21 protein-coding genes and 1 tRNA gene are annotated in these 25,298 nt (G+C 40.4%); 9 read left to right on the plus strand and 13 right to left on the minus strand.

Annotated features, from left to right (window positions below; all coding sequences use genetic code 11):
* Nucleotides 1-74 precede the first annotated feature (74 nt).
* Nucleotides 75-2,399 carry a methyl-accepting chemotaxis protein gene (locus BM161_RS07955; RefSeq protein ID WP_074931470.1) on the plus strand — a complete coding sequence of 775 codons (2,325 nt, stop codon included), beginning with the start codon at nt 75-77 and terminating at the stop codon, nt 2,397-2,399.
* Here BM161_RS07955 and BM161_RS07960 read toward each other — a convergent pair.
* The 5 genes from BM161_RS07960 to BM161_RS07980 all read right to left on the minus strand — a co-directional run bounded on the left by BM161_RS07960 (nt 2,389) and on the right by BM161_RS07980 (nt 6,810).
* Nucleotides 2,389-3,255: an ABC transporter permease subunit gene (locus BM161_RS07960; RefSeq protein WP_074931471.1), complete on the minus strand. Its 867-nt coding sequence runs from the start codon at nt 3,253-3,255 to the stop codon at nt 2,389-2,391. The genes BM161_RS07955 and BM161_RS07960 overlap by 11 nt on opposite strands.
* Nucleotides 3,252-4,160, minus strand: a complete 909-nt coding sequence (locus BM161_RS07965) for an ABC transporter permease (protein WP_074931472.1) — start codon at nt 4,158-4,160, stop codon at nt 3,252-3,254. The genes BM161_RS07960 and BM161_RS07965 overlap by 4 nt, the downstream gene beginning before the upstream one ends.
* The gene (locus BM161_RS07970) at nt 4,157-5,269 is read right to left on the minus strand and encodes an ATP-binding cassette domain-containing protein (protein ID WP_074931473.1); all 1,113 of its coding nucleotides are present in this window, start codon (nt 5,267-5,269) and stop codon (nt 4,157-4,159) included. The genes BM161_RS07965 and BM161_RS07970 overlap by 4 nt, the downstream gene beginning before the upstream one ends.
* Nucleotides 5,270-5,347: 78 nt before the next feature.
* Nucleotides 5,348-6,352 carry a BMP family ABC transporter substrate-binding protein gene (locus BM161_RS07975; protein ID WP_074931474.1) on the minus strand — a complete coding sequence of 335 codons (1,005 nt, stop codon included), beginning with the start codon at nt 6,350-6,352 and terminating at the stop codon, nt 5,348-5,350.
* 32 nt (nt 6,353-6,384) lie between these two features.
* Entirely contained in the window at nt 6,385-6,810 is a 426-nt protein-coding gene (locus tag BM161_RS07980; RefSeq protein WP_074931475.1) for a MarR family winged helix-turn-helix transcriptional regulator, read from the minus strand.
* Nucleotides 6,811-6,870: 60 nt separating this feature from the next.
* On the opposite strand from BM161_RS07980, the gene BM161_RS07985 reads away from it, so the two are divergent.
* Nucleotides 6,871-7,683, plus strand: a complete 813-nt coding sequence (locus BM161_RS07985) for a hypothetical protein (RefSeq protein ID WP_074931476.1) — start codon at nt 6,871-6,873, stop codon at nt 7,681-7,683.
* Between the two features lie 55 nt (nt 7,684-7,738).
* Here the strand turns inward: BM161_RS07985 and BM161_RS07990 are convergent, their stop codons facing one another.
* From BM161_RS07990 to BM161_RS08015, 6 genes are all read right to left on the minus strand, one after another.
* On the minus strand, nt 7,739-8,116 hold the full coding sequence (locus tag BM161_RS07990) for a hypothetical protein (protein WP_074931477.1): 378 nt from the start codon (nt 8,114-8,116) through the stop codon (nt 7,739-7,741).
* Nucleotides 8,117-8,189: 73 nt separating this feature from the next.
* Entirely contained in the window at nt 8,190-8,726 is a 537-nt protein-coding gene (locus BM161_RS07995) for a hypothetical protein (RefSeq protein ID WP_074931478.1), read from the minus strand.
* Nucleotides 8,727-8,853: 127 nt separating this feature from the next.
* On the minus strand, nt 8,854-9,513 hold the full coding sequence (locus tag BM161_RS08000; RefSeq protein WP_074931479.1) for a hypothetical protein: 660 nt from the start codon (nt 9,511-9,513) through the stop codon (nt 8,854-8,856).
* 401 nt (nt 9,514-9,914) lie between these two features.
* On the minus strand, nt 9,915-12,011 hold the full coding sequence (gene fusA, locus BM161_RS08005) for an elongation factor G (protein WP_074931480.1): 2,097 nt from the start codon (nt 12,009-12,011) through the stop codon (nt 9,915-9,917).
* Between the two features lie 102 nt (nt 12,012-12,113).
* A complete protein-coding gene (locus BM161_RS08010; protein WP_074931481.1) occupies nt 12,114-13,490 on the minus strand; it encodes a hypothetical protein in 1,377 nt (458 codons plus the stop codon).
* Between the two features lie 178 nt (nt 13,491-13,668).
* Nucleotides 13,669-14,517 carry an SPOR domain-containing protein gene (locus BM161_RS08015; RefSeq protein ID WP_074931482.1) on the minus strand — a complete coding sequence of 283 codons (849 nt, stop codon included), beginning with the start codon at nt 14,515-14,517 and terminating at the stop codon, nt 13,669-13,671.
* Nucleotides 14,518-14,737: 220 nt separating this feature from the next.
* Here BM161_RS08015 and BM161_RS08020 point away from each other — a divergent pair, with 220 nt between their 5' ends.
* Nucleotides 14,738-15,760 carry a methionine ABC transporter ATP-binding protein gene (locus BM161_RS08020; protein WP_074931483.1) on the plus strand — a complete coding sequence of 341 codons (1,023 nt, stop codon included), beginning with the start codon at nt 14,738-14,740 and terminating at the stop codon, nt 15,758-15,760.
* Nucleotide 15,761: 1 nt separating this feature from the next.
* Nucleotides 15,762-16,430, plus strand: coding sequence for a methionine ABC transporter permease (locus BM161_RS08025; RefSeq protein WP_074931484.1), 669 nt, complete (start codon nt 15,762-15,764; stop codon nt 16,428-16,430).
* Nucleotides 16,431-16,528: 98 nt separating this feature from the next.
* Here BM161_RS08025 and BM161_RS08030 read toward each other — a convergent pair whose 3' ends face one another.
* Nucleotides 16,529-18,097, minus strand: a complete 1,569-nt coding sequence (locus BM161_RS08030) for a hypothetical protein (RefSeq protein WP_074931485.1) — start codon at nt 18,095-18,097, stop codon at nt 16,529-16,531.
* Nucleotides 18,098-18,249: 152 nt separating this feature from the next.
* Between BM161_RS08030 and BM161_RS08035 the strand changes: the two genes are divergently transcribed.
* The gene (locus BM161_RS08035; RefSeq protein ID WP_074931486.1) at nt 18,250-19,305 is read left to right on the plus strand and encodes a PorV/PorQ family protein; all 1,056 of its coding nucleotides are present in this window, start codon (nt 18,250-18,252) and stop codon (nt 19,303-19,305) included.
* A gap of 20 nt (nt 19,306-19,325) precedes the next feature.
* Nucleotides 19,326-22,460, plus strand: coding sequence for a FlgD immunoglobulin-like domain containing protein (locus BM161_RS08040; protein ID WP_074931487.1), 3,135 nt, complete (start codon nt 19,326-19,328; stop codon nt 22,458-22,460).
* Here BM161_RS08040 and BM161_RS08045 read toward each other — a convergent pair whose 3' ends face one another.
* Nucleotides 22,461-23,105, minus strand: coding sequence for a 5-formyltetrahydrofolate cyclo-ligase (locus BM161_RS08045; protein WP_177206220.1), 645 nt, complete (start codon nt 23,103-23,105; stop codon nt 22,461-22,463).
* 111 nt (nt 23,106-23,216) lie between these two features.
* Here BM161_RS08045 and BM161_RS08050 point away from each other — a divergent pair.
* From BM161_RS08050 to BM161_RS08060, 3 genes are all read left to right on the plus strand, one after another.
* A tRNA-Asn gene (locus BM161_RS08050) sits at nt 23,217-23,289 on the plus strand.
* Nucleotides 23,290-23,544: 255 nt separating this feature from the next.
* Complete coding sequence (locus BM161_RS08055; protein ID WP_074931489.1) at nt 23,545-24,183, plus strand: bifunctional 4-hydroxy-2-oxoglutarate aldolase/2-dehydro-3-deoxy-phosphogluconate aldolase; 639 nt, start codon at nt 23,545-23,547, stop codon at nt 24,181-24,183.
* Between the two features lie 9 nt (nt 24,184-24,192).
* Nucleotides 24,193-25,212 (plus strand): sugar kinase, encoded by a 1,020-nt coding sequence (locus BM161_RS08060; RefSeq protein WP_074931490.1) that lies wholly within the window; start codon nt 24,193-24,195, stop codon nt 25,210-25,212.
* Nucleotides 25,213-25,298 lie beyond the last annotated feature (86 nt).

Below are 25,298 nucleotides of genomic sequence, written 5' to 3' on the forward strand. Positions count from 1 at the left end.
TCAGGGACCGGGTAGACAAAAATTTGCAAAATAGGAATCCTATGGTAAAATATTTACCATAGGATTTTTTGTTTATGAAACTTAATGGCAAATTCTCGTTTATCATTCTTTTTACTGTTTTTCAGGCCGTAATTCTTACAGTATTTTCTATTGTAAATATTACTCAGATTCAGAATTTAAAAAATTACCAGATCATGGAAATCAAGACAGAATCGCAGTTAGCTTCGATTGTAGATTATCTTGAAAAAATGGATTACTGGGATTTTGACCTCGAGAATGCATATTCTTCATTTAATACAAAAAAAGTTGCAATAACAGAATCCTTTAATTATCTTCTTGAAGATCCTGTAACAGAAACTTTCCCGGAAGATTTCAAAACCAGCCTTAAACAGACAAAACTTACCTGGCAGCTTTTGAACGACAGCTTTGTTCCTGTTGAAAACATCTTAAAAACTATGGAAGCAACAAAGCCAAGTTCTTCTGTTCTTACAAGTATTAATAGCTTTGGTATTCGTGAAACTGCAAATCTTTACTCACAGGATGCAGATATAATAAATCTTCTTAGCCTTACAGATGATGCTCATACCCAGATAAAAAAAATCAGACTTTTGTATGTTTCTTTGATGGAGCTCAATACAAAAACTCTTGATAGAATAGAAAATATTGTTTCTGAACGTGAAAATAAATTCGTTGTAATCACAATTCTTTTTGCAGTAGTTACAAGTATCATTCTTGCTATCTTAATCTTCCTTGTCACTTCAAGAATTTCTAAGAGAATTGTAAAAGTAAAAAATGTAACTTCTACTCTTGCAGAAAAAGACTTTACTGCAAATGTAAAACCAGAAGGTAATGATGAAATGCTTCTTCTGATGACCAATATTAATAATATGGTTACTCAGATAAATAATTTCTTCCTGCTTGTAAAATCTACCGCTAAAAAAGCCCTTGATTCTGAGGCTTTGATTAATGAATCTGCAAATACAACTGCTACGGCAACTTCTCAGATTGATACAAATATTGATAAAATGAACAAACAGTTTACAGAGATGGTTGAGGTTATTAATGGCGCAATTGGTGTAATTGCAGAAATGAACCTTCATGTTGATACTCTTGTAAAGAGCAACAATGCTCAGACCGAGGCAATTGAAAACAGTAACACTGCTGTAAACGAAGTTGTAAAGACTCTTGAATACATGAACAAGATGGCTGTTGAGCGAATGGAAAATGCTCAGGAAATGCATACTTATGTTGCAGATGGTGATGAAAAGATTACTTCTACAAATGAGATTCTTGGACACGTTGCTGAACAGCTTGATGAGGTTTACGAAGTTGTAACAATCATCAATAACGTTGCAGAACAGACAAACCTTCTTTCTATGAATGCGGCAATTGAGTCTGCACATGCGGGCGATGCAGGTAAGGGCTTTGGTGTCGTAGCTGAGGAAATCCGTTCTCTTGCAGAAGAGACTTCTGAAAATGCTGATAAGATTTCACGAGTAGTAAATGCAATTGTTCAGGCTGTTGAAAATGCAAACAAGTCAAGCCAGTCTGCTTTTGAAGCTTTTGAAAAGGTAAGTGCTCATGCAGACCAGATTGTAAGTTCTTTGCAGGAGATTACAGGCGGTATTGGAAAGATTGATTCTCAGATGCTTCAGATTAAAAATCGTAGTGAAGAGACAGCTTCTGCCGCAGATTATATGAACAAGTACTGTACCGACCTTGCAGATAAGCAGAGACAGGTTTCATCTCAGGTTGATAATATGAATGAAGTATTCTTATCGGCAATTCTTTCTTTGAAGAATATTAAGGAAGAAACTGCAGACATTGTAAATAAGATGAAGGATGTGAGTACATCAAGTGATGAAAGCTATAAGAATCTTACTGAACTTGAAAACGTACTTGATGAGTTCAAGACAAGCGAAGTTGGAAAGTCAACTTTGATTGCTGTAAAGCCTGTAGTTGAGAAAAAGGCTGAGCCTGTAGTTGAGAAAAAGCCAGAGCCTGTTGAAGAAAAGAAAGCCGAACCTGTGGCAGAAATAAAAACAGAACCTGTAGTAGAAATAAAAGCCGAACCGGTTGTTGAAAAGAAACCTGCAGAACCTAAGAAAGAAGAAACTCCTGCAAGCTCAAACAAGAACAATAATACTTCTTGGGGAATGTTTAACAAACAGGTTTCTAAGGATGACATTTTTGATACAACAGGTGAATCTACTATAAATGATGGTATTCAGGAAATTGGAGAAGTTGGAATTGTAGGTCAGGAAGATCCGGATGCTATGAAGGGAAGATTTGTAAGTCCAAGTCTTGAAGAAATTGATGCTAAACTTAATCAGCTTGCTATGGCAGGAGGATTTGGTATCAGTGATGATATGTTCAAATCTGATTTTCCTACTTTATAAGGATAAGCAGAAGAGAAACAAGATAAGGCAATGAAATCAAAAAGGATGATGGAATGCCTGCAAAATAGTTCTGGATGTTAGCAGAGAAAATATCTGCCAGACAGAAGATTAAGACCGCTGCCACAATGCGCAGCGGCTTTTTTTTGCCTAAGAAAACAGCTGCCAGTGCCATCCATCCACGACCGCTTGAGATGTTCGGAACAAAAGAAGAAAGCCGCATTGCAAGAAGGATTCCTGCAGTTGAGCCGTAGAGTGAGGCAAGTGACCATGAGAGGGTTCTGATATGGCCGGGATTTACGCCTTTTGCTTTGAGTACATCCGCATCACTTCCCGCGATTCGAATGTACAGACCGTGGCGGCTGTACTTCAGGAAGAGAACTGAGATCGCTACAAGCACCGCAGTTATTGCAACCGCCGTCGCGCGCGCCGTGGTGGCAGAGAATTTAAAGAGTGCTGTGGTATTGGCCGAACTCGCTGAGGCCGTAGACGCCGCCGCGTTTGCCGCCCCCGCCGTAGCCGCCAGCACACCGCGAGTTCCAAAAATTATCGAAGACAAACAAGATGTCAGTGCCCCAAATAACAGGTTCATCGCAATGGCGGCAATAAACCTGTTCGCACCGCCCCGTTCGACAACTGCCGAGAAGCCCAGTGTAATTAAAACTGCGCTGAGGCAGGCCAGAACGGCTCCAAGTACAGCCGAGCCGGTGGTCACGGTGAATGTATAGAACAAAAAGGCAGAGAACGAAACAAGGCCGTCTAAAAAGAGTGCGAGGCAGCCGGCGAATTCGGAGAACAGGGCTCCGAGCGAGCAGAGAATAAGAGGGCAGGCGTAAGATAAAAGCGCGAGGAGGGTCATCGGGACCTCCGAAGTTTTTTTAGCAAACCGGCAGACCTCGGCCCGTTCAAAATCGGAAACGAAATTACAAACAAAATTACGGCCTGCAGCATGCTGCTCATATCAAAGCCGAAATTGTGATAAAGCGCAAACTTATTTGAATAAGTTGTAATGAAGCCCATAAACAGAGACGACGGTATAAGCAGCAGTGGATTTGCTCCTGCTATCAGGGCTGAAGAGAGGGCGTTCCAGCCCATTCCCGAGTAGAAACCCTGATGGCAGGTAAAGTAGGTGCCGAGAATGGCGGCCGCCCCGCACAGGCCGTGAAGGCCGCCGGAGATAAATGCGGAACTAAGTGAGAGTTTTCGGCACGCAAAGCCCGCGTAACGCGAGAACTCTGGACTGGTGCCGTGTATGCATAGCTGACGGCCCCAGGCGGTGCGGTTAAGCAGGAACCATGCGGCCACGCACAAAGCCAGCGCAGCCAGGAACGAGGCGTTTAAGGGCGATGGCGGTAAAATTGAAGGTAAACGCACCTGTTCGGCAATAAATGGCGTAGCCAGCAGATTGTCTGTGGTACTTCGGAACGGGCCGCTTACAAGACCGTCTATAAACGGAATTATTGCGGCAGAGGCTATAAACGAAGTAAAAAGAAAATCAGCATTTCGTAAAATCTTAAAGACTGCAGAAAGAGTAGCCATCAAAGCAGAGCAGGCAAAGGCAGCCAGCAAAGCTATAGTTACCGTAAGCGCAGCGCCTAAGTTTAATTTTGCCAGCAGCACAGCGCTTACAAAACCACCAAGATAAATCTGGCCTTCGCCGCCAAGATTGAAGTCTCCTGATTTTATTGATATTAATGCGCCGCTTCCTGCAATCATATATAAGGCAGAAATGTTCAGCGCAGAGCCTACGTAATAAATGTTCATTCTACCTTTCCTATTATTATCTTCACACCGTTTTTGGCAAGCCCCTGAAGTCTTGAATAAAGCCGTTCTGTTGCTTCTGCATCAAGGCCATGTGTCGGATCAAAAAGATAAATCTCCTTTGGACTTTCAGCCAGTTCGCGTTCAAGAATTATTCTCTGAAGCATTCCGCCCGAAAGACAGAGTGCTTTTTCATAAAGTCTGATATTTACATCTGCTTTTTCAAGCAGAGTTTTTGAGTAGTCTTCCAGTTCTTTTTGTTTTCCGTTTGTACGGTATGCCGTGCAAAGCTGGAAAACTGTGAGGTTAGGGTTAGAAGCACGGAAGGTTCTGTCTGATGGAATATAGCCTATAAAATCTGAGTTTGCCCCTAAGGTCTTTTTTCTAAGTTCCATAACCTCATCTTCTGTAATATCTTTTTCTTCTATAAAATCTGGCATAGTTATAGTTTTTGTGAGGCCGAAAAGTTTTTCTTTGATATATTCTTCTGTTATAGTTTTTGCGGAAGTTTTTTCCAGAACCCTGCCGTCTTTTAAGAGCACAACTTCATCAGATTTTTCAATTGCTTCCTTAAAGCTGTGTGTGATTATAATGATGATGATTCCGCTTTTTGCCAGATCTCTGATTTTCTGTGTGTCCAAGAAGGGCGGTTCATCCAGAATCAGTACGAATGGACTTTTGAGCAGCGCACCGGAGAGAGATGTATTGAACACTTCCTGTTCACTGATATTTTTGACTGTTTCTGAAAGTTCCCGCCCAGGGAGCCATTTTTTTGTGAGTTCCGGAATAAGCTTTGTCATCTTATGGCTAATGCCGATTCTAAGGTTATCTCGGATTGAAATTGAAGGAGCAAGCAGAGGTCTCTGATGAACACAAACAATTCCGCTTTTAATTGCATCCTTCGGATTTCTTATATTTAGTTTTTTTTCATTAAGATAAATGCTTCCGCCGGTTGGCAGAATGTCACCACAAAGTACATGCGCAAGCGTAGACTTTCCGGCGCCGTTTTCTCCGAGCAGGGAATAAATCTTCCCCTCTTCAAAATCCAGTGTTACACCATTGAGTACAGTTTTATAAGAATATTTTACGCAGATATCTCTTAAACTTAGCATCTTTCTTATGGATTGCCACGTCGCCTTACAGGCTCCTCGCAATGACGTCATTGCGAGCGTAGCGTGGCAATCTATTATTTATTTTATTTCTACCTTTCCTGAACGAAGGTCTGAAACAAGTTTACTCATTTTCTCTCTGATGTCTGCTGGAACGGCTTTGATATAGTTTGGATCGTCCTGAACGAAGTCTACATAGCCTTCTTTGATACCAACCATATCTGCTGTTCCCCAAGGAGTAGTTCCTTCAATGAACTCCTTAGTTACATTATATGCCATTTCCTTCTGTTTCATAACACTTGAAGAAATAATTGTTCCCGGAGCCTTTGCAAAACCATTGTCGTCGAACCAGGTAACATAGATTCCGTTGTTTACTGCAGAATTAATAACACCCTGAGAAGCACCACCGCAGATTGGAAGAATTACATCTACGCCTTTCTTTGCAACTGCATCAGCAAGTTCTGCACCCTTTGTTGCATCATACCAGTTTCCTACAATTCTGAAATCAACTGTAGAAACGGCATTTGCAGCCTTTGCACCCTTTTCGAAATAAGGAAGAATGATGTTGTTCATAACAGGATATTCCTGAGCTGCAATTAAAGCAAGCTTGTGAGACTTTGACATAAGTCCACCAATATAACCTGTAAGGTAAGACTGCTCATACTGATTGTAGCATACTGTATGAATATTCTGATTTCCTTCTTTAGTTGCATCCATAAGAATGAACTTCTGTTTTGGGAAAGTCTTAAGAATTGGTTCAACAAGTTCCGGAAGGGAAGGGTTAGAAGAAATGATTACATCATATTTCATTTCTGCACAGAGGGCTGTAATTTTAGGGCCCCATTCTGCCTGGTTTGTACCAGCTTCCATAATGAAAAGATCAATTTTTTCTTTTTTAGAAAGATTCTGATTCTTTTCTTCTACAGCGGCCTTTACCCCCTGAACGAGCATATTGTAAACCGGACTGTCATCAATAATACCAGGAACAAAAACAGCGATAGAAGTTTTGTCCGCCTTTTTTGCCTTAGCAAATCCCATTGAAAGGAATGCTGCGAAAATAGTTGTAAATAAAAGTATCTTTTTCATGTGTGATAATATAGTTTTATATAAAACTAATGTCAAGCGAAATTCTTTTTGATTTTCTGTAATGATTCAAAGAATTGCTGTTTTTCAGATTCTGAAAAATCTTTGTAAAAAGTAGAAAGTAATTCCTGGCTGAGTTCTCTTGCCGTAGCGTTAAACTGTTTTCCTTTTTCTGTAAGGAAGATGATGCGGCTTCTTTTGTCGGACGGGTCGCTTTCTCCTGTGATAAAGCCTTCTTTCTCAAGTTTTCTAACAAGCACAGTAGTTGTAGATTTATCGCGGTTGATTTTTTCTGAAAGGTCTCCCATTGTCATTTTTTCATTTACGCTTAGCTGAAAAAGAATATTTCCGTGAGATGAGGCAAATTCAGGAAATCCTTTTGCCTTGAGCTTTTCTGTGAGAAAATCTGCGGTTATGCTGTGTATGTTTGAAAGCAACGAAATAGAAGAATTTACGTCCATAACAGTATTTTACCACGAAATCTTCTTGTATTTAACAGTATTTATTGTTAAATTTTAAATATGTTTGGTTTTATTCTAAAAAAGAATTTCTGCGACGGCTGGGATAACCTGCTTTCGGTAATTTTTTCTAATCTTGTTTTCCTTTTTACAGGAATTGGTCTTGTTCTTTTGAATGGTTTAGCAGCAAGAAGTGAATCTCAGATTTTAATTCTGCTTGTAGTGTTGTTTAGTGCAGTTGTACTTTCAGTTCTGCTTGTTGCCTACAGCGATACTGCAGCTCACATTGCTAATTTTGATGGAGTCCGCCTGCTGGACTTTATTAAGGCTATTCCTGGTGCATTAAAAGATGGTGCACTTTTTGGTCTTATGAATGCCGCTGTATTCATTATTTCAAGCTTTTCAATCAGTTATTACATTATTGATTCGGGAAATCTGCTTGGCTTTGCACTTGGCTGTGCCATCTTCTGGATTGATTTCTTCTATCTCCTTGCAATGCAGTGGTTTTTACCAATCCGCGGCTTGATGCACAATAATTTTAGAAAATGCTTTAAGAAGAGTTTTTTGATTCTTTTTGATAATACCGGCTTTTCTCTTTTGATGGGCCTTTATAATTTGATTTTCCTGGTGCTTTCAGTTGTATGTATCGGATTCTTCCCTTCAATGGCAGGTATTTTGATTGCTGATACAAACGCTCTGCGTGTTCTTCTTTATAAATATGATTATCTTGAAGAGCATCCTGAACTTAAAACAAGAAGTCAGCGCCGCCAGATTCCATGGAATGACCTTCTTGCCGAAGACCGTGATATTCTCGGTCCTCGCCCAATCCGAAGCTTCCTCTTCCCATGGAAGGATGATAAACAGCAGAATCTGTAAAATAAAAAAAGGAATTGCTTATGCAATTCCTTTTTGTTATATAACTCATATATTGTTAATTCTTTGGTTCATAAGATTTATCAATATAAATATGTGCATCGGTATCTAAGTCAAATTCTCGGGTTCGAATATAATCACCGTCGTCATAATCAGGGTTTTCCACAAAAGAGACATAAATAACATATCTGCCTTCAGGAAGAGTCATGGTAGAGGTTCCACCATTTCCAGTAATTGGACAGCATTCATCGACTGATTTTGCGTAAGTAGTTCTACCATCTTTTACAACACACCAATCTGTAATTCTATATTTAGTTTCGTTATGACAGGTAAGATCATAATAGTTTGTTTTTGGTGTATCTGAAGTTACGATAACACAACTAGAAAGCATAACCGCAGTTATGGCAACAACAATTATAGTTAGAAATTTCTTCATAATTATACTCCTAAGTTTGATACCTACTATTATAAAGTACTATCCTTGAAAATCAAGGTAGTACTTTAGATTTTTATTCAGAAACTACATTCAGAATGATTTCACTTCCATCTGAGCCTTCAAGATAGAACTGAGGAATTACCGATTCGCTGTTATTTGCTGAGCGGCATGCAACGGCAACCTGTCGTTCGTACAGGCAGTAAGTAATGTCTTTATTCAGATAAACACTTTCGCTGCTATAATAATCTTCTGGCTGAAGCTGATAGCAGTCTTCAAAAGTAAAATAAACCTTATAATACCCTTCTGGTAAATCAAGAATCATATCTTCTCCGCCGGAACGGATTGAACGGTTATAACCTGAGTTTGCATAAGTTACGATGTTATCTTTTTTAACACACCAATCGGTTACCATATAAGAAGTCTGATTTTTACAGGTAATGCTGTATTTTTCAACAGTGGTTGTGATAGTTGTTGTAGATGTAGAAGTTGCAGTTGTTGTTGGTTTCTTTTCGATAACAATTTCAGGGTCTTCTGTTGTTCCTACAATGATACAACTTGATAACATAAGTGCTGTGATGCTAATAGAAAGAATTAAAAATATCTTTTTCATAAAAAATCTCCCGTGTTTGAGTTTGTTTACATATATTTAGACACGCGGGAAATAAAAAAAGTGCACTTTTTAGTGCACTTTTTTTGAATTTATGTGGTTTCGACAGACTCAACCACAGTATATTCTCTTATGCTTTAGTCATAAGCAGTGTTTTTGCATCAAGGCTTACTTTTCCTTCGCCATTCTTAAGAATAGAGAGGGAAAGTGCTTTTCCTTCTGCTGCAAGATGTGCAACTGTTGCAAAGTTGTCGAGTTTTGCTGCATCAAGAGTTCCCTTGAGGTCTGCTGCTTCGTTTGTGAAGCTGAACCATGCTGTCATCTTTTCTTTTTTGATGAAATCTCCAAAGCATTTGATGTCATCAGCAGAAGTTTTATTCATATCAAGACCATCTACTACAACGGCAGAAATAGAAGTTCCTCCGTCTTTGAGAGCCTTTATTGTATTTACAACCTTTGGAAGAGTGAATGTTTCCTGATTGAAGTTCAAGATTGTACGGTTGCGTACAATTTCTTCATTTACCTCATCAAGATTTAAACTCTTTTTCTTTGCAATTTCTGAAAGCACACTTGAGTACCATGCAATAACGTTTGACGACTGCTGATCAAAAGAAACGTGTACGAGGGCTTTGTCATTGAGAAGACTGTCGATTCCGAACTGAACCAGAATAGATGTTTTTCCAAGACCTTTTTTTGCTGTTATGAGTCCCATTTCGCCGTCTTTCAAACCTGCATTTGTTGCGTCAAAATATCTCACAGGGCTGTGAGCAATTAAATCTTTTTTATCCATAGTTACCTCCTGAGTAAGGCCGCCCGGTAGGCGGCCGGTGATAGATAGAAAAGCGTTAAAAAAAATTGCGAAAGCAATTTTTTAGCTTATCCTTTTCAAATTTTCGAGTACAACTGATACTCAGTTGTTTAATATATTCTAAACTGTGAATTGATATAAAGCAAGCCTAAAATCGAAGAACCGTTAAAAAGCAAGCCGATAGGGTTGCTTTAGGTTCATCGAAAGAACGGCTCAGAGGCAAGCTGTGCTTGCCGATAAAAAAAAGACCGTCCGAGTGGACGGCCTTTTGAGATGCCGAAACTTAGGGAGCGACAGCTTTAGCTGGCAAAATGCTCCAGTGGAGCATTTTGAGCGAGTCTCCGAGCAGCTATGCTGCGAAGGGTTCGGCATGACGTCAGCTGTTATTTCTTACCAGCTTCCTTTGCTGCCTTGTGCTTAGCGATGAGTTCATCAGCAACAGCGTTAGGAACTTTACCGTACTTGAGGAATTCCATTGTGAATTCACCCTTACCCTGAGTTGAAGAACGGAGGATAGTAGAGAATCCGAACATTTCTGAAAGTGGAACTTCTGCGTTTACAGTAGATGTGTTGTTTTCATCAGTTGAATCAACAATTACACCACGGCGCTGGTTGATAAGACCAAACAAGTTACCCTGGAACTCAGTAGGTGCAGTCATCTGTACCTTCATGATTGGTTCGAGGATTACTGGCTTAGCCTTGAGGTAACCTTCGCGGAAAGCACCAATAGCAGCAATCTGGAATGCGTTATCGTTAGAGTCTACAGGGTGGTACTGACCATCATTAATTGTGATCTTAACACCTACGATAGGAGCTCCAATCAAAGAACCTTCCTTCATAGCCTTCTGGAAACCTTTATCACAAGAAGGAATGTATTCGTTAGGAATAGCACCACCCTTAATTGCGTCTACGAACTCGTAGTCTTTCTCAGAATCTGGCTCCATGAAGCCGGCAACACGACCGTACTGACCAGAACCACCAGTCTGCTTCTTGTGAGTGTAGTTAAAGTCACCCCGCTGAGTGATAGATTCGCGGTAAGCAACCTGTGGAGCACCTGTTGTTACTTCACAGTTGTATTCACGCTTCATACGCTCAACGTATACTTCGAGGTGAAGCTCACCCATACCCTTAATGATTGTTTCGTTAGATTCTGGGTCTGTGTATACGCGGAATGTAGGGTCTTCCTTAGTAAAGCGGTTAAGAGCCTTAGACATCTGCATAGAAGCCTGCTTGTCTTTTGGAGTAATAGACAAAGAAATTACAGGCTCTGGAACGTACATAGAAGCCATAGAGTAGTTTACTCCACCGCTTACGAATGTATCACCAGATGCACAGTCAACACCAAAGAGTGCAACGATATCACCTGCACAACCTTCGTTGATATCTTCCATCTGAGCAGAGTTCATACGTACAAGACGTCCAACCTTGAACTTCTTCTTTGTACGAGTATTGTAGAGTTCTTCACCCTTCTTAATTTTACCCTGGTAAACACGAGTATATGTAAGCTGACCATACTGACCATCATCAAGTTTGAAACCAAGTGCAACACATGGCTTGTTATCAACTGATTCAAGTTCTACTTCAGCTTCGTTGTTGTCGAGGTCGAGAGCAACGTTGCGTACTTCGTTTGGAGCTGGGAGGTAGCGAACAACTGCGTCGAGCAATGGCTGGATACCTTTGTTTACGTGAGCTGAACCACAGAATACACCTACGAACTGTTCAGCAAGAGTTCCCTTACGGATAGCAGCGATAATCTTATCTTCTGCAACTCCATCATAACCCTTTTCCATGATTTCTTCCATCAAAGAATCGTCGAACATAGAAGCTGCGTCGAGAAGTTCTTCGCGGTACTTTTCTGCGTCATCTTTCATGTTTGCAGGAATTTCTGCAATGCGGAGGTCTTCACCGTTTGGTCCGTCGAAGTAGATAGCCTTCATAGCAACGAGATCTACAACACCTTCGAGTTTGTCTTCAAGACCAATTGGAAGCTCCATCATATAAGCGTTCAAGCCGAGCTTTTCGCGAAGCTGCATGCGAACGCGAACTGGGTTTGCACCCTGACGGTCACACTTGTTTACAAATGCAACACGAGGTACATGGTAGCGCTTAAGCTGGCGGTCTACAGTGATTGACTGTGACTGAACACCGGCAACGGCACAAAGAATCATGATAGCGCCGTCCAAAACGCGGAGAGAACGTTCTACTTCTACAGTGAAGTCAACGTGACCCGGTGTGTCGATAAGGTTGATTGTGTAGTCTTTCCACTGAACCTGAGTAGCAGCAGACTGGATTGTGATACCACGCTCACGTTCCAGTTCCATGTTATCCATTACAGCACCAACACCGTCCTTACCACGAACTTCGTGAATTGCGTGAATCTTGTTACAGTAGAACAAGATACGTTCTGAAGTTGTTGTCTTTCCAGAGTCAATGTGGGCACTGATACCGATATTTCTTACTTTTGAAATATCCCAAGCCATATTCATACCTCTTTAAAAAAAATTATTCCTAAAATTATAGTATCACGTTATTTTAATGAAAAAAATACTTCTATTCAAGATATTAACCCCATAAATAGTAAATCAAAAATCAAAGGAGGCTGAGGCCTTGGCCTGGACTTTTAGATGTTTGAAGTTTAATGTGCCGGTAATTGCGGCAGAAAATTTCTTTTCTGTGATTTGCCCGTCTTTTGAGGAGAGGGTAACTGCGCTGCTTCCGCTTACCTTGTGTTTTGTGTTACTGGCAATGTTCAGTTGAAGCTTGTATTTTGTTCTTCCCTGTGTGGTGTCCAGGTCCAGCGTGTTGGCTTGTTCCATGGAATCTGAAAATTGTTTTTCTATAGATAAAAGGAGGGAAGGGGTGAGCTTTTTAAGGTACCAGGAATTATTAATTTGGATTAAGGCTGATTGATTTTTTAGTTTGTCTGGAGCGAGTTCTGCAGACTGGGCTGTTAGCAGCATTGTTTCTGAAACGGAAAACGAAATTGAGGTGAGGCTTGTGTTCAGTTGGAGGCCGGTATTTATGCGAACGGGATGTTCTGCCTTCATCAGATTAAAACGTGTATAGCCGTTGAGCCCGAACTTGAGGAAGGCAAGTTCTGTGCTTTTAAGCAGCAGAGGTTTTGATGTGATTACTCCGGCTTTGAACTGGCAGCACGGTTCGTGCTTTTTACCGGAACTTGTGAGAACATCTTCATACTGGTTCAGGAAGGCGGATGTAGAGAACTCGGTACGTTTTATTGTAACTTTGACATCTGCCCTATACGCGGCTGTATATGGTCCAAAGGGAGTTTCGTATAACACAGCCATAAGACCTGAATAAAGCCCTGCTTTAGATTTTTTACTTTTATAATCAGAAGAAAATTGAAACATAGAACAAAAATGTGAACCTGCCTCATAAAACGGTGACTCAAGAAACCAGGAAGAAGTACTGTTATCATCATAAAAGAAATTGCCCGCCGTAAACTGGGTGTTGAGACTAAGCTGATTTGAAAAGAACTTGTTTGAAATCATAGTGGAAAAAACTGGGCTGGCATTTTCGGGAGATACCCAGAGGTTCATTGTTACGGAGAGCGGCTTTTTTATGAGGTCTTTGAATTTAATCTGGCAGAAGCTGCTTTCCGGTTTTGAAAAGCTTGAGGTTCCGGGAAGGCTTATACTGAGCGGCGTGGTGGAAATAAGCCCGTTTGAAAATGGGGAAGTCCCGTTACTCAGCTCGGGGGAGTTTAAGCGGGAAAGGGAGCCTGAGGCAGAAAGGTTTCCCACCTTCAGTTCAAATGGGAGTTGTTTTATGTAGTTTCCTGTTGTAAGTAATAAGCCTATGTTGAACTTGTCCGGGCGGTTTGCTGTTCTGAATTCCATAAGAGGAGTAAGGATTTTTATGCCGGCAGTTTTTTGTGTATCGGCATACATTTCAAGCCGTGCGGGGGTAGTTGCAAAAAACGGCCAGTTCAAAATCATCAATATTGTAAATAAAAAGTATTTTCTCACACTATATAAATAGAACAAACCATTTAAAAAGCGGAAGTTTTTTCAGACGATTTTTGATTTTTCTGCAAAAAAAAGGAACTGTCTGACCATCTCAAACAGTTCCTTTTGTAAAGGAGTATAAAACAGGACTTTTTTAATTATTATATAATTAAATTGTTGTGCTTGTTATATAACTGTCGCCTGCGTTATCAATATCATTGATCTTGATAATTCTTGTACGCCAGTACTCTGCTTCACTCTTTGTTGTATATGGACCTACGCGTACGCGGTAGTAAAGCTTGTCTTTGTTATCTCTGTAAGTGAAGATGTCTGAAGGAATTTTGTTTTCATCAAGAATTGAGCGGGCACCTTCTGCACCTTTTTTGTTGCTGTAAGCTGCAACCTGTACCCAGTACTGAGTTTTCTTAGGTTCTGCTTTTGGAGCAGGTGTTGCAGTTTTCTGTGTGTTGGCATTTGCCTGTGCAACTGTCTTTGTTGTTTTAGCAGCCTTTGTTTCTGCCTTCTGAACAACTTTTACATTGTTTTCAACAGGTTCTGCCTTTGCAACGTATTTTGTCTCTGCCTTAGGTTCAACTTTAACTTCGTTAGCCTTTGTTTCTGGAATATTTACTGTAATGTTAATATTCTGAGGCTGTGGTTGAGCCTGAAGCTGAGAATCTGTAACAAGTTCATTTTTGAGAGCGTTCAAATCAATTGTTGTAGCGTTATTTGCAGGAACTTCTGTGTTCTGAGAATAAACTGTAGCGTTATCTGCAAGTACAACAAGCTCGTTTACCTTTGTTGCAGCTACATCCTGAGGAAGTTCTACAGGTGCTGTAATATCAGCAGATGGTTTTGTCCATCCGCTTTGAGGGGTTTTCTTTTCAACAGGGGAGATGCTTGCATAAGCGGGAACTGTATTTCTTGAAGGATAGTGTAAAATTGCTGGTACTCCAAGAACTACCAGTAAAAATACGCCGACAGCGGCGATAATCCATAATGTCTTTTTCTGTTCCATAATTTTTCCTCTTTGCACCGGCTGTTTGAAACCGGCCACCTTATTCAAAATATCGGAATCTGATAAAAATAGTTTAGAAAATTCTTTAATTTTTGTGACAGTGGATTGCTTCGCTTCACTCGCAATGACGGGGTGTTTTCGTCATTGCGAGGAGCCCGCAGGGCGACGTGGCAATCTATTCTGTAATGACATTAGGTACGGTTTTTAATATAATAGAAGAATGCAGATAGAATTAAATAATCTTGTAAGGGTTTATAATTCAGCTGACGGGCTTTCAAAGGTTGCGGCTGTAAACGACATTTCCCTTACTATTCCTTCAAATCAGATTTTTGGAATTATTGGAAAGAGTGGTGCGGGAAAATCTTCCCTTGTGCGCCTTATCAGTATGATGGAAAAGCCAGATTCTGGTGAAGTTTTGTATGATGGCGAGCGTGTAGACAACCTCAGTGAAAAAGAACTTGTAATGCGCCGCCGAAGAATCGGTATGATTTTCCAGAATTTCAATCTTTTTTCTTCTCGTTCGGCTGGTCAGAATATTGCTTATCCAATGGAAATTTGTGGCCTTCCTAAGGACGAAATTAACCGCCGTGTAGATGAGCTTCTGGAACTTGTAGAACTTTCAGACCGTAAAGATGCCCGTATCAGCACTTTGAGTGGTGGTCAGAAGCAGCGTGTGGCTATTGCCCGTGCTCTTGCCAATAAACCGGACATTCTTTTTTGTGATGAGGCTACTTCGGCTTTGGATCCACAGACAACTGCTTCAATCTTAAATCTCATCAGAAGAATTCAGAGTCAGATGAATCTTACTGTTGTAATGATTACTCATCAGATGGAGGTTGTACGTGATGCGTGCAGCCAGGTTGCGGTTATTAATGAAGGTAAACTTGTAGAACTCGGTTCGGTAAATGATATCTTCTTAAATCCTAAGAGCCCTGTAACAAAAGACTTTATTTCTCATATTGGTTCAGACCGCAAGGCTGGTGATGGTTCTGACATTGTTCGCTGGAGCCAGGAGGGTGGTGAGTATGAACTGAGCTTCCCAAGCCACCAGCAGGGCGCTCCTGTATTGAGCAATGTGGCTAAAAAGTTTGATGTTGAGTTCAATATTCGTGCGGCAGGTGTTCAGCACCTTACAGACGGCGATATTGGTAAGATGATTGTAGATTTTACTGGCTTCCAGGTAAAAGAAGCTCTCGAATATCTTCGCAATCAGGATATTATTGTAGAAAAGGCAGGTGAGTAGTATGAGTCCAGCTGTTGTAAAATATCTTTCTGTAATTGGAACTGCCACCTGGCAGACTCTTGTAATGGTTCTGTTTTCTACTATGTTTAGTATGATTATTGGAATCCCACTTGGAATTCTTCTTTGTACAAGTGACCCGGCTGCAGGCCTTCGTCCTCACAAGATTTTGAATCAGGTGCTTTCGGTAATCATCAATATTCTTCGTGCAATTCCGTTTGTAATTCTTGTAATTCTGTTGTTCCCTTTTACACGTGTAATCGTACATACTGCAATTGGAACAAAGGCTTCTATTGTACCACTCACAATTGCCGCAGCACCTTTTGTTGCCCGTGTAATTGAGTCGAGCCTTAAAGAGGTTGACCCTGGTGTAATTGCTGCCGGCCGTTCAATGGGTTCTACAGACAAGCAGATTATCTTTAAGATACTTCTTCCGGAAGCACTTCCTTCTATTGTAAATGGTATTACACTTACAATTATCAATCTGATTGGTTATTCAGCTATGGCAGGAACTGTAGGTGGCGGCGGACTTGGAGACGTTGCTATTCGTTATGGTTATCAGCGCTATCGTGTTGAGTATATGGTTGGCGCGGTAGTTATTATTCTTGTACTGGTTGAAATTATTCAGTTGATTGGTACCCGCATTTCGAACAAAATGCAGGCAATGCGATAGTGGTGGTTTCGATACGACACTTCGTGTCTACTCAACCACCGGACGTGACGCTGGTTGAGTGCCGCGTAAGCGGTGTATCGAAACCAGCGTGTTTATCCTTAACTGATGTAATTCTGCATTAATTGTACGAACAGATAAATCTTCTTGTAAATATCTACGCTGAACTCTTTTAATGGAGTTTCAAAGAACTTTTCAAGTTCCTTCCAGTTTGCAACAAGTACAGGCTTTGGAAGTACATAATCTTCTATAAGCTGCTTGATTGTCTTTCCAATAACAATAAGATTCTGAGTTCCCTGAATAATGTATCCGCGGGCAGACTCGTTTGCATCTGAAACAACGCGGTTAATGATGTTTTCTGCACCGGCATCATGAGCAGTCTTTGGAAGCAGAGTCTTAACCTTTACTCCCATAGAACCTTCTTCGGCCATCATTTCATCAAATCCTGTAATTTCATCAGAAAGCTTTAAGAGTTCCTGATAAGCATTTGACATTGGAGCAGAGAGGGTAGCATCCCACTGACCACGAATTACAACAACATCATAATATTCACGAATTGACTTCTTTACGAACTCAACAAGGAAGGTTTTGAGGTAGTTGAGAGGTTCTGTATATTCAAGAACAGAAAGTCCTTTCTTTTCGAGCGGTGCATTGAACTCTGATGTGTAATACTTAAGGCTCTGTGGGCTTGCAGTTCCAAAAATCTGCATACAGATAGAAGAAGCTTTAGATTCCTTCTGTTCTGCTTCAATTTTTGCAATAAGATTTCTTGTATCATTTTCGAATTTTTCGATATATGGCTCAATGATTGAAGCGTGATGATAAGAAGTCTTTGTTTCGTAAGTAAAGTCTTCTGAAATGTGCTGAACAATCAGATCAAGAGATTTTGATGACTGAATGCTCTTGATTTTTGCGATAATCTTTTTCCAGTTTCCGGCAGAAATAAGTTCACGGCTCTGAGTTTCCTTAAACATGTCGAACAAGGCATTCCAGTCAATTGTATCATCTGTAATGCTGTAGGCAACAGTAAGGAAGTCTTTAAGATCATCAATGATATATTCTGCGTTTACCTTTTCAAGACGAGGAAGTGAATTGAAAGAGAATTCCTGATATGAAGAGTCGAACTTTTTGAGAATCATATAGAAGTCGAACTCACAGAAATCCTGGAAAAGCGAGAAAGCCTTTTCAAGACTGTCTGCTTTTGTGGCGCGGGTTTCATTAAAATCATTTGTGAAAACCTGCAGCTTATGTTCTACGTCCTGAGAAAGCTTTCCAAAAGGAACTGTTTTTGCAAGTTCAAGAATTTTCTGTTCATCAAGCTCTTCAAGAAGGGCAAGCTGGTTGTCTGAAAGAACATAATTAATAATCTGGCGCTTAAAAATTGCCGGATTCTGAGTATTTCTGAAGAATGTCTGAGCTGAAGAAACAGCCTTGTATAAATCAAAAATTAATTTACCGAATGGAGCAAGCATTTCTCCCGAAGAAGGTCTGTAGAAACTATGATATTTAGTTTTAGAAATTGTCTTAGCGAGATTTTTGAGACGTCTTTTTTTCTCTGCTTCTGGATTTGAGGATTTAAATAATGACGAAAGCAATGACTGAAAAAAGCTTTCTTTCTCCGCAGGTTTATTAGCTGAACTGCTTTCCGATGATGTTTTTTTACTGTCCATACTTATTATAATATGGTAAAAACTGCAATAATTCAAGGTGATTATGACAGGGCGGTATAACTTGAAGTCGTTTTGATTTCCGCTTATAATTATTTTAATTTAAAACGTTGCCTTTATTGAGCTTCGTTGTTTTCGTTGTGAAGGAGTTTTTTATGAAAAAAATCTTATTAACGATTTTTGCAGCAGCCGTTTTTATGACTTCTGCATATTCTTACAATCCGCCAGCTGGTGGTGAAGATTTGAATCTTCTTGCCAGTCCTGCAAATCTTTCAGGTGCAAATTCAGTAACTGGCGGTGCGTTGTTTAATGCAGGCGCAGATTCAATCGTAGTGAATCCGGCTCTTACTGCAAGCGAACAGCGCGTAAATCTTACAGCAGGGTATACATTCCTTTATTCAGCAGATAAAGATAATGAAAAGCAGGTTGGAAGTTCTTTTCAGACAGGTATCCTTATTCCATTCAAGCTTTACATTTTCAGTGGATATATCAATGGTACTTTTGCTCCATTTGGCGAAATGCATCTTGGAAATCAGATGAACTTTAAGGCAGGTCTTTCTAAGGAGATTTCTGACAAACTGAGCGTTGGTCTTGGTGCCGGCGGTGGTTTTGCATGGACTTACGGTAAAGACTGGTCTTTGTATGCAGATCTTGGTGCTCTTTATAAGTACGGTAGCCTTGGTTTTATTGATGATTTCCGTATTGCGGCTTCAGTTTTGAACCTTGGTAAAATGTATAATGATGTTGAACGTGTAGGAATTGACTACACAGCTGTAAATACACCATATCCAACACTTGCAACATTAAAGTTGGGTGCTGCAGGTACCTTCCTTAATACAGACATTGCAAAAATCGGACTTGGACTTGATTTTACAGTTCCTTGCTTCCAGAACTTTATTGCAGATTTGAATGCTCAGGTTGCTTTCAAGGATGCTTTCTACATCAGCATTGGTGAAAAGTTCAATCTTGCAGAGGTTATTCAGAAGAAATACAACTTTATTCCTTCTGTTGCCTTCCTCTTTAAGTTCTCATTCGACGTAAAGAATAATCAGTATCTTGAAGATAATGGCTGGAGCCAGAGCGAAATGACAGTTTCTGCCGGCTATAAGAATCTTTATAAGACAGTACATGCAATATCTGGTGGAGTAGACATTGACCTTGGTATGGCCGATGAAGAAGCTCCAAAGATTACCGTATGGGATAACGAATAACCGGGTAAAAGGAGAAGATGATGAATAAGAAGATTTTTATTTCCGGTCTTTTGATGATTATGACAGTGGTTTTCGCCGTTGCGGAACCAAAATATATCTCGCCGAACAGCGACGGTATTCAGGATGAGCTTGTAATTCCTATGAAGATTTCTGACAAGCGTTATGTACAGGGCTGGAGCCTTGTTATCATGGATGCAAATCATAACGTTGTCCGCACAATCGAAAATAAGATTGCTCGTCCTACAAAAATGACTTTTAAGGCTTTCTTTAAGCAGCTTTTCACTCCAAAGCAGGGTGTTACTGTTCCAGAGTCTGTTATCTGGAATGGTGCGATGAATAATGGTGAAACTGCTCCAGATGGTACTTATTTTTATTATATTACTGCTACAGATGATAACGGTAATACTGGTAAAACAAAAGAATACGAAGTTGTAGTTGATACAGTTGCTCCAGATGTTGAGCTTTCTCAGCCTTCTGACAAGATTTTCGGTGAAGGTGCTAAGGCTGCCCTCAAGATTAAGCAGACTGGTTCTGTTGAAGACGAATGGGTTGGTTTGTTCCGTGCTGCCGACGGTAAGGTTGTAAAAACTGTAAGATGGGTAAGTGCTGAGCCTGCTGAGTTCCAGTGGAAGGGAACTGATGATACAGATGCTCAGGTATTTGACGGTGTTTATTCTTACGAGATTTCTGCTACAGACCGTGCCGGAAATACTTCACAGCCTGCTTCAATTACAAATATCATTTATTCTGCAGAAAAACCTGCTACAAACCTTTATGTACAGGGCTCTCGCTATTTTTCTCCTAAGACTGACAGCAAGACTGGCACTGTTACTCTTGATGTTACAATTCCTGTTCCGGAAGAAAAAACTGGTAACAAGCTTGTTGAATGGGCAGTAACTGTAAAAGACAATGCTGGTAAAACAGTTCGTGTTTATAATCAGGCTAACAGTGGTGCTATTCCTCCTTCTTCTATTGTTTTTGATGGTAATGATGACAGCGGAAAACAGCTTAAAGATGGAAACTATCAGGCTGTTGTAACTGCAAAATATCTTAACGGTTATGAGCCAGATCCAATTTCATCTCCAGTACTCGTACTTGATACAGAAAAGCCTTCTGCTCAGATTGTTGCTTCTGAAAAGGTATTCGGTGCTGGTTCTAAAGACTCAGTTACCTTTAAGATTTCTCCAGTTCCTTCTGATGGAGCTGCAGTTCCTTCATGGAAGGGTGAAATCCGTTCTTCAGACGGAAAAGTTGTTAATTCTTATGACTTTGGTGAGTATCCTCCTTCAGAAGTTGTATGGAACGGTATTTCTTCAGATGGAACTATTGCAGACAAGGGACAGTACCGCTTTGTTCTTGTTGGAACTGACCTTGCAGGAAACTCTGGTGAAAGCCAGACAACTGAACTTGTAACCTTTGATACTACAGAAGCACAGCTTCTTCTTGCTATGTCTGATTCAGCCTTCTCTCCAAATGGAAATAAGGTAAAAGATACAATTACTTTCACACCGGTAACAGCTACTAAGGATGTTGCTTCTTATGAGTTTATTATCCGCGATAAGAAGGGTAATACAGTTTATTCTGTAAAAGAAAGTAAGAAACTTCCTGTAAACTTTGTTTGGGATGGTAAAGATGCTTCTAAGATTCTCTGCCCGGACGGACAGTATTCTGCACAGCTTTCTGTACTTGCTGTAAACGGTTCTACAGCTTCTGCTTCTACTCAGAACTTTGAACTTGATACTGCAAATCCTAATCTTGTTGCAGAAATCCCTTGGAATTCATTCTCTCCAAACGGAAACGGTGCTCAGAAGAACATTCCTGTAAAAATTAAGGAAAGCACAGCTGAAAAACTCTGGAATGCAGAGGTTCGTAATTCAAAAGATAAGGCTGTTCGTAAGTTTACATGGAACGGAAGCAAAGACAACTTTACATGGGATGGTACCGACGAAGCCGGAAATATGGCTGCAGACGGTAAATATAATATCGTAATCTTCTCTACTGATGATGCAGGAAACAGCTTCAGCACAGAACTCAAGGGAATTACTCTTGATAACCGCGAAACTAAGGCTTACATCACTGCTGAATACGAAGGAATCTCTCCAAATAACGACGGATACCTTGATGTTCAGAAGTTTGAGATCCGCACTTCTGTAGCAGACAATATTAAGGCATGGAACTTTGATGTTCGTAAGGAAGACGGAACAAGCGTTTACGCTCTTTCTGAAAAGGACAGCGCAAATCTTCCTGCAACAATCAACTGGAATGGTGCTGGAAAAGACGGAATTGCCTGCGAAGGAACTTTCACAGGAACTCTTGAAATTGTTTATGTAACAGGAAACAAGGTAAGTGCAGTTTCTTCTCCATTTATCTGTACTGCTACATCTCCAAAACTCAGTGTAAAAACTGCTCCTGAATACTTCAGCCCAGATAACGATGGTGTAGATGATGATCTTTACATTAAGCTTTCTGGTTCAACAAAGGCTAAGATTAAGAACTGGTCTTTTGTAATCAAAGATCCAAAGGGTAAGGATTTCTGGAAGACTTCTGGAAAGTCTCAGATTACAGAACGCATTATTTGGGATGGTTTGAGTAATGTTCAGAAGGATGCAAGCGGAAATGCTGAACGCGTTCAGTCTGCTATGGATTATCCATATGAGTTTACTGTAACAGACAATCTTGGAATGACTTCTAAGGTTTCTGGTGTAATTCCTGTGGATGTTCTTGTTATCCGTGACGGCAACCTCTTGAAGATGGCAGTTCCTTCTATCATCTTCGAATCAGATGCTGCTAACTTCCAGAATGCAAATGCTAAGCTTGATGCAGATAAGGTAAACAACAATATTAAGGTTTTGAACCGTATTGCTGATATCCTTAAGAAGTTCAAGGATTACAAGGTTACTATCGTAGGTCACGCAAATAAGATTACAGATAATCCTGATGAAGAGCTTGTTGATAATCCACGTGAATGGGGACGTGCTTCTATGCCACTTTCTAAGGAACGTGCTGATGCTATCAGAGCTTACCTCATTAAGCGTGGTGTAAGTGCAAGTGCACTTTCTACTGACGGTATGGGTGGTACAAAGCCTGTTGTAAATCCTAAGGATAAGGACAACAACTGGAAGAACAGACGTGTAGAGTTTATTCTCCAGAAATAATTAAGATTTACTGCAATAAACAGTATCCATAATTATATCATCCGGTGTTACTGGAAGTGCTGGCAGAAGCTGGCAATCCAGACAAACACCGGATTTTTTTATGTCAAAAATTAAAGGAATCTGCGAAAGGTAAATGTCATAAAAACCTTTTCCGCGGCCAAGGCGCTTTCCGTTAATTGTAAAGGCGCGGCCAGGCACAAGAATTAAGATGTGTTCTATGGGAAGGTCGTGAGGTTCTATATCAACATACTCTGAAGAATGTGCTGCCGGAGAATACTGCTGAATGGAAATTTTTTCAAGGAACTTTGTAAAGCTTTGTGCTTTATCTGCCTGTGGTTCAAGGATTCCAAAACTGCCTTTTTCTGTATTTGAAGTATTGTCGTAGCGGTAAAATTCCATCTGATTTGTTTCTGGAAAAACGCGTGGTAAAAATACTTTTTTTCCTTTTGAAAGTGCGTCCTGAATAACGGGAGTTACGTCTGCTTCATCTTTTAATGGCATGTAAGCGAGCAGGGCAGTGCAGCTGGTGTATAGCTTTGATTCAATGATTTTGCTGCAAAGGGCTTCTGACTGTGCTTTTAATTCACTTTCAGAAAGTGCTGCAATTTTTTCTTTAATTTCTTTACGGATCTGGTCTTTGGTCATATAAAAAGTATAGCATAAAAAATTAAAAAAATGCATAAAATTCTATATAGCCCTGTTGACACTCATGTGCGATTTCATTATATTAATATTCACGTTCAGCAATGAACTGATGGTTGCTTAGCTCAGCTGGTAGAGCAATGGACTGTTAATCCATGTGTCGCAGGTTCAAAACCTGCAGCAGCCGCTTAAATGAAAGCTTTCCGAGATTTCGGAAAGCTTTTTTTATTTCCTAAAAAATTTAAGGATTTCTCATAACTGGCTGCTGCAGGTTTTGAAACGGAGTGAGCGGTCGGAAAAAATGCGAGCAGTGGCGCAGTGTTTTTCCCTATATATCAAATCAATATAATAAATTATGATGACAATATCCGAACAAAATGATAAAATATCATAACTTGAATACTAGTATATTACTTATACACCACTTTAATAAGAGGCATTTATGAATGATACATTAAAACAGATTGGAGCAACTGGAATTGTTCCTGTAGTTGTTCTTAATAAGGTTAGCGATGCTGAACCGCTTGCTCAGGCATTGATTGCCGGCGGACTTCCTTGTGCAGAAGTTACTTTCCGTACCGACGCCGCAGAAGAGAGCATTCGTGCAATTGCAAAAAAGTTTCCTGATATGTTTGTGGGAGCCGGAACAGTTCTTACTACAGAGCAGGTAGACCGTGCAATCGGAGCAGGTGCAAAGTTTATTGTAAGCCCTGGTCTTAATCCAAAGGTTGTTGAATATTGTATCAAAAAGGGATATCCAATCACTCCTGGAATTATGACACCAACAGAACTTGAAATGGCTCTTGGTTTTGGTCTTGATGTTGTAAAGTTCTTCCCTGCAGAAAATGCCGGCGGACTTAAAATGATTAAGGCAATGAGCGCTCCATACACAATGATGAAGTTCATGCCAACTGGTGGAATCAACGCAACAAATGTGCGCGACTATCTTGCCTGCGACAAGATACTTGCCTGTGGTGGCAGCTGGATGGTGAAGGGTGATTTGATCAATGCCGGAAACTTTGCAGAAATTGAAACGCTGACTCGTGAAGCAGCAGCTATTGTTAAAGAAATTAGAGGTTAGGGGGATAATATGAAAGTTGTAACATTCGGTGAAATTATGCTGAGACTTGAACCGGAAGGATATTTCCGTTTTGTTCAGGTTGATAAAATGACTTCAACATTTGGTGGCGGTGAAGCTAACGTTGCAGTTTCTCTTGCAAACTATGGCTTAGACGCTTATTACGTAACAAAGCTTCCAAAGCACGAAATTGGTCAGGCTGCAATTAACAGTCTTCGCCGTTTTGGTGTAAACACAGAATATATTGTACGTGGCGGGGAGCGTGTAGGTATTTATTACAACGAACGTGGTGCAAGCCAGCGCGGTTCAAAGTGTATTTACGACCGTGCACACTCTTCTATTGCAGAAGCAAAACCAGAAGACTTTAACTGGACAGAAATCTTTAAGGACTGTAAGTGGTTCCATCTTACAGGTATTACTCCAGCTCTTGGCGGAAACATGGTTCAGATTTGTATTGAAGCATGTAAGGCTGCAAAGGCTGCTGGTGCAACAGTAAGCTGCGACCTCAACTATCGCGGAAAGCTCTGGACTCGTGAACAGGCTCGCGAAGCAATGACAGAAATCTGTAAGTATGTAGATGTTTGTATTTCTAACGAAGAAGATGCAAAAGATGTTTTCGGAATTGAAGCAGAAAACACAGACATCACTGGTGGAAAACTCAACAAAGACGGATACAAATCTGTTGCAAAGCAGCTTGCAGATAAGTTCGGTTTCCAGAAGGTTGCAATCACACTCAGAACTTCTATCAATGCAAACCGCAACAACTGGGCAGCCCTTCTTTATGATGGAAAGGATTACTGCTTCAGCAAGGAATATGAAATGTATATCGTAGACCGTGTTGGTGGCGGCGACAGCTTTGGCGGCGGACTTATCTACTCTCTGCTCAACGGCAAGAGTACACAGGACGCTGTAGAATTTGCAGTAGCAGCAAGTTGTCTCAAGCACACAATTGAAGGCGACTACAACATGGTAAGTGTTGACGAGGTTGAAAAGCTCGCTGCAGGTAACGGATCTGGACGTATTCAGCGATAAGTCGTCTAAACCGGGCTATACACGAGGAAAACAAATAAATAATAAATTTTTTTACAATTATAAAATTCTCGTGTATAATATAATTT

Origin of the sequence: Treponema bryantii, from assembly GCF_900113965.1 — a bacterium.
Classification (GTDB): Bacteria; Spirochaetota; Spirochaetia; order Treponematales; family Treponemataceae; genus Treponema_D; species Treponema_D bryantii_A.

Bases quoted from the DNA above. Each gene is read 5' to 3' on its own strand.
- BM161_RS08010 (WP_074931481.1), bottom strand. From the start codon at position 13,490: ATGATTTTGAACTGGCCGTTTTTTGCAACTACCCCCGCACGGCTTGAA.
- BM161_RS08040 (WP_074931487.1), top strand. From the start codon at position 19,326: ATGAATAAGAAGATTTTTATTTCCGGTCTTTTGATGATTATGACAGTG.
- BM161_RS07990 (WP_074931477.1), bottom strand. From the start codon at position 8,116: ATGAAGAAATTTCTAACTATAATTGTTGTTGCCATAACTGCGGTTATG.
- BM161_RS07980 (WP_074931475.1), bottom strand. From the start codon at position 6,810: ATGGACGTAAATTCTTCTATTTCGTTGCTTTCAAACATACACAGCATA.
- fusA (WP_074931480.1), bottom strand. From the start codon at position 12,011: ATGGCTTGGGATATTTCAAAAGTAAGAAATATCGGTATCAGTGCCCAC.
- BM161_RS07960 (WP_074931471.1), bottom strand. From the start codon at position 3,255: ATGACCCTCCTCGCGCTTTTATCTTACGCCTGCCCTCTTATTCTCTGC.
- BM161_RS08055 (WP_074931489.1), top strand. From the start codon at position 23,545: ATGAATGATACATTAAAACAGATTGGAGCAACTGGAATTGTTCCTGTA.
- BM161_RS08025 (WP_074931484.1), top strand. From the start codon at position 15,762: ATGAGTCCAGCTGTTGTAAAATATCTTTCTGTAATTGGAACTGCCACC.
- BM161_RS07975 (WP_074931474.1), bottom strand. From the start codon at position 6,352: ATGAAAAAGATACTTTTATTTACAACTATTTTCGCAGCATTCCTTTCA.
- BM161_RS07955 (WP_074931470.1), top strand. From the start codon at position 75: ATGAAACTTAATGGCAAATTCTCGTTTATCATTCTTTTTACTGTTTTT.
- BM161_RS08035 (WP_074931486.1), top strand. From the start codon at position 18,250: ATGAAAAAAATCTTATTAACGATTTTTGCAGCAGCCGTTTTTATGACT.
- BM161_RS08020 (WP_074931483.1), top strand. From the start codon at position 14,738: ATGCAGATAGAATTAAATAATCTTGTAAGGGTTTATAATTCAGCTGAC.
- BM161_RS07995 (WP_074931478.1), bottom strand. From the start codon at position 8,726: ATGAAAAAGATATTTTTAATTCTTTCTATTAGCATCACAGCACTTATG.
- BM161_RS07965 (WP_074931472.1), bottom strand. From the start codon at position 4,160: ATGAACATTTATTACGTAGGCTCTGCGCTGAACATTTCTGCCTTATAT.
- BM161_RS07985 (WP_074931476.1), top strand. From the start codon at position 6,871: ATGTTTGGTTTTATTCTAAAAAAGAATTTCTGCGACGGCTGGGATAAC.
- BM161_RS08000 (WP_074931479.1), bottom strand. From the start codon at position 9,513: ATGGATAAAAAAGATTTAATTGCTCACAGCCCTGTGAGATATTTTGAC.
- BM161_RS08030 (WP_074931485.1), bottom strand. From the start codon at position 18,097: ATGGACAGTAAAAAAACATCATCGGAAAGCAGTTCAGCTAATAAACCT.
- BM161_RS08060 (WP_074931490.1), top strand. From the start codon at position 24,193: ATGAAAGTTGTAACATTCGGTGAAATTATGCTGAGACTTGAACCGGAA.
- BM161_RS07970 (WP_074931473.1), bottom strand. From the start codon at position 5,269: ATGCTAAGTTTAAGAGATATCTGCGTAAAATATTCTTATAAAACTGTA.
- BM161_RS08045 (WP_177206220.1), bottom strand. From the start codon at position 23,105: ATGACCAAAGACCAGATCCGTAAAGAAATTAAAGAAAAAATTGCAGCA.
- BM161_RS08015 (WP_074931482.1), bottom strand. From the start codon at position 14,517: ATGGAACAGAAAAAGACATTATGGATTATCGCCGCTGTCGGCGTATTT.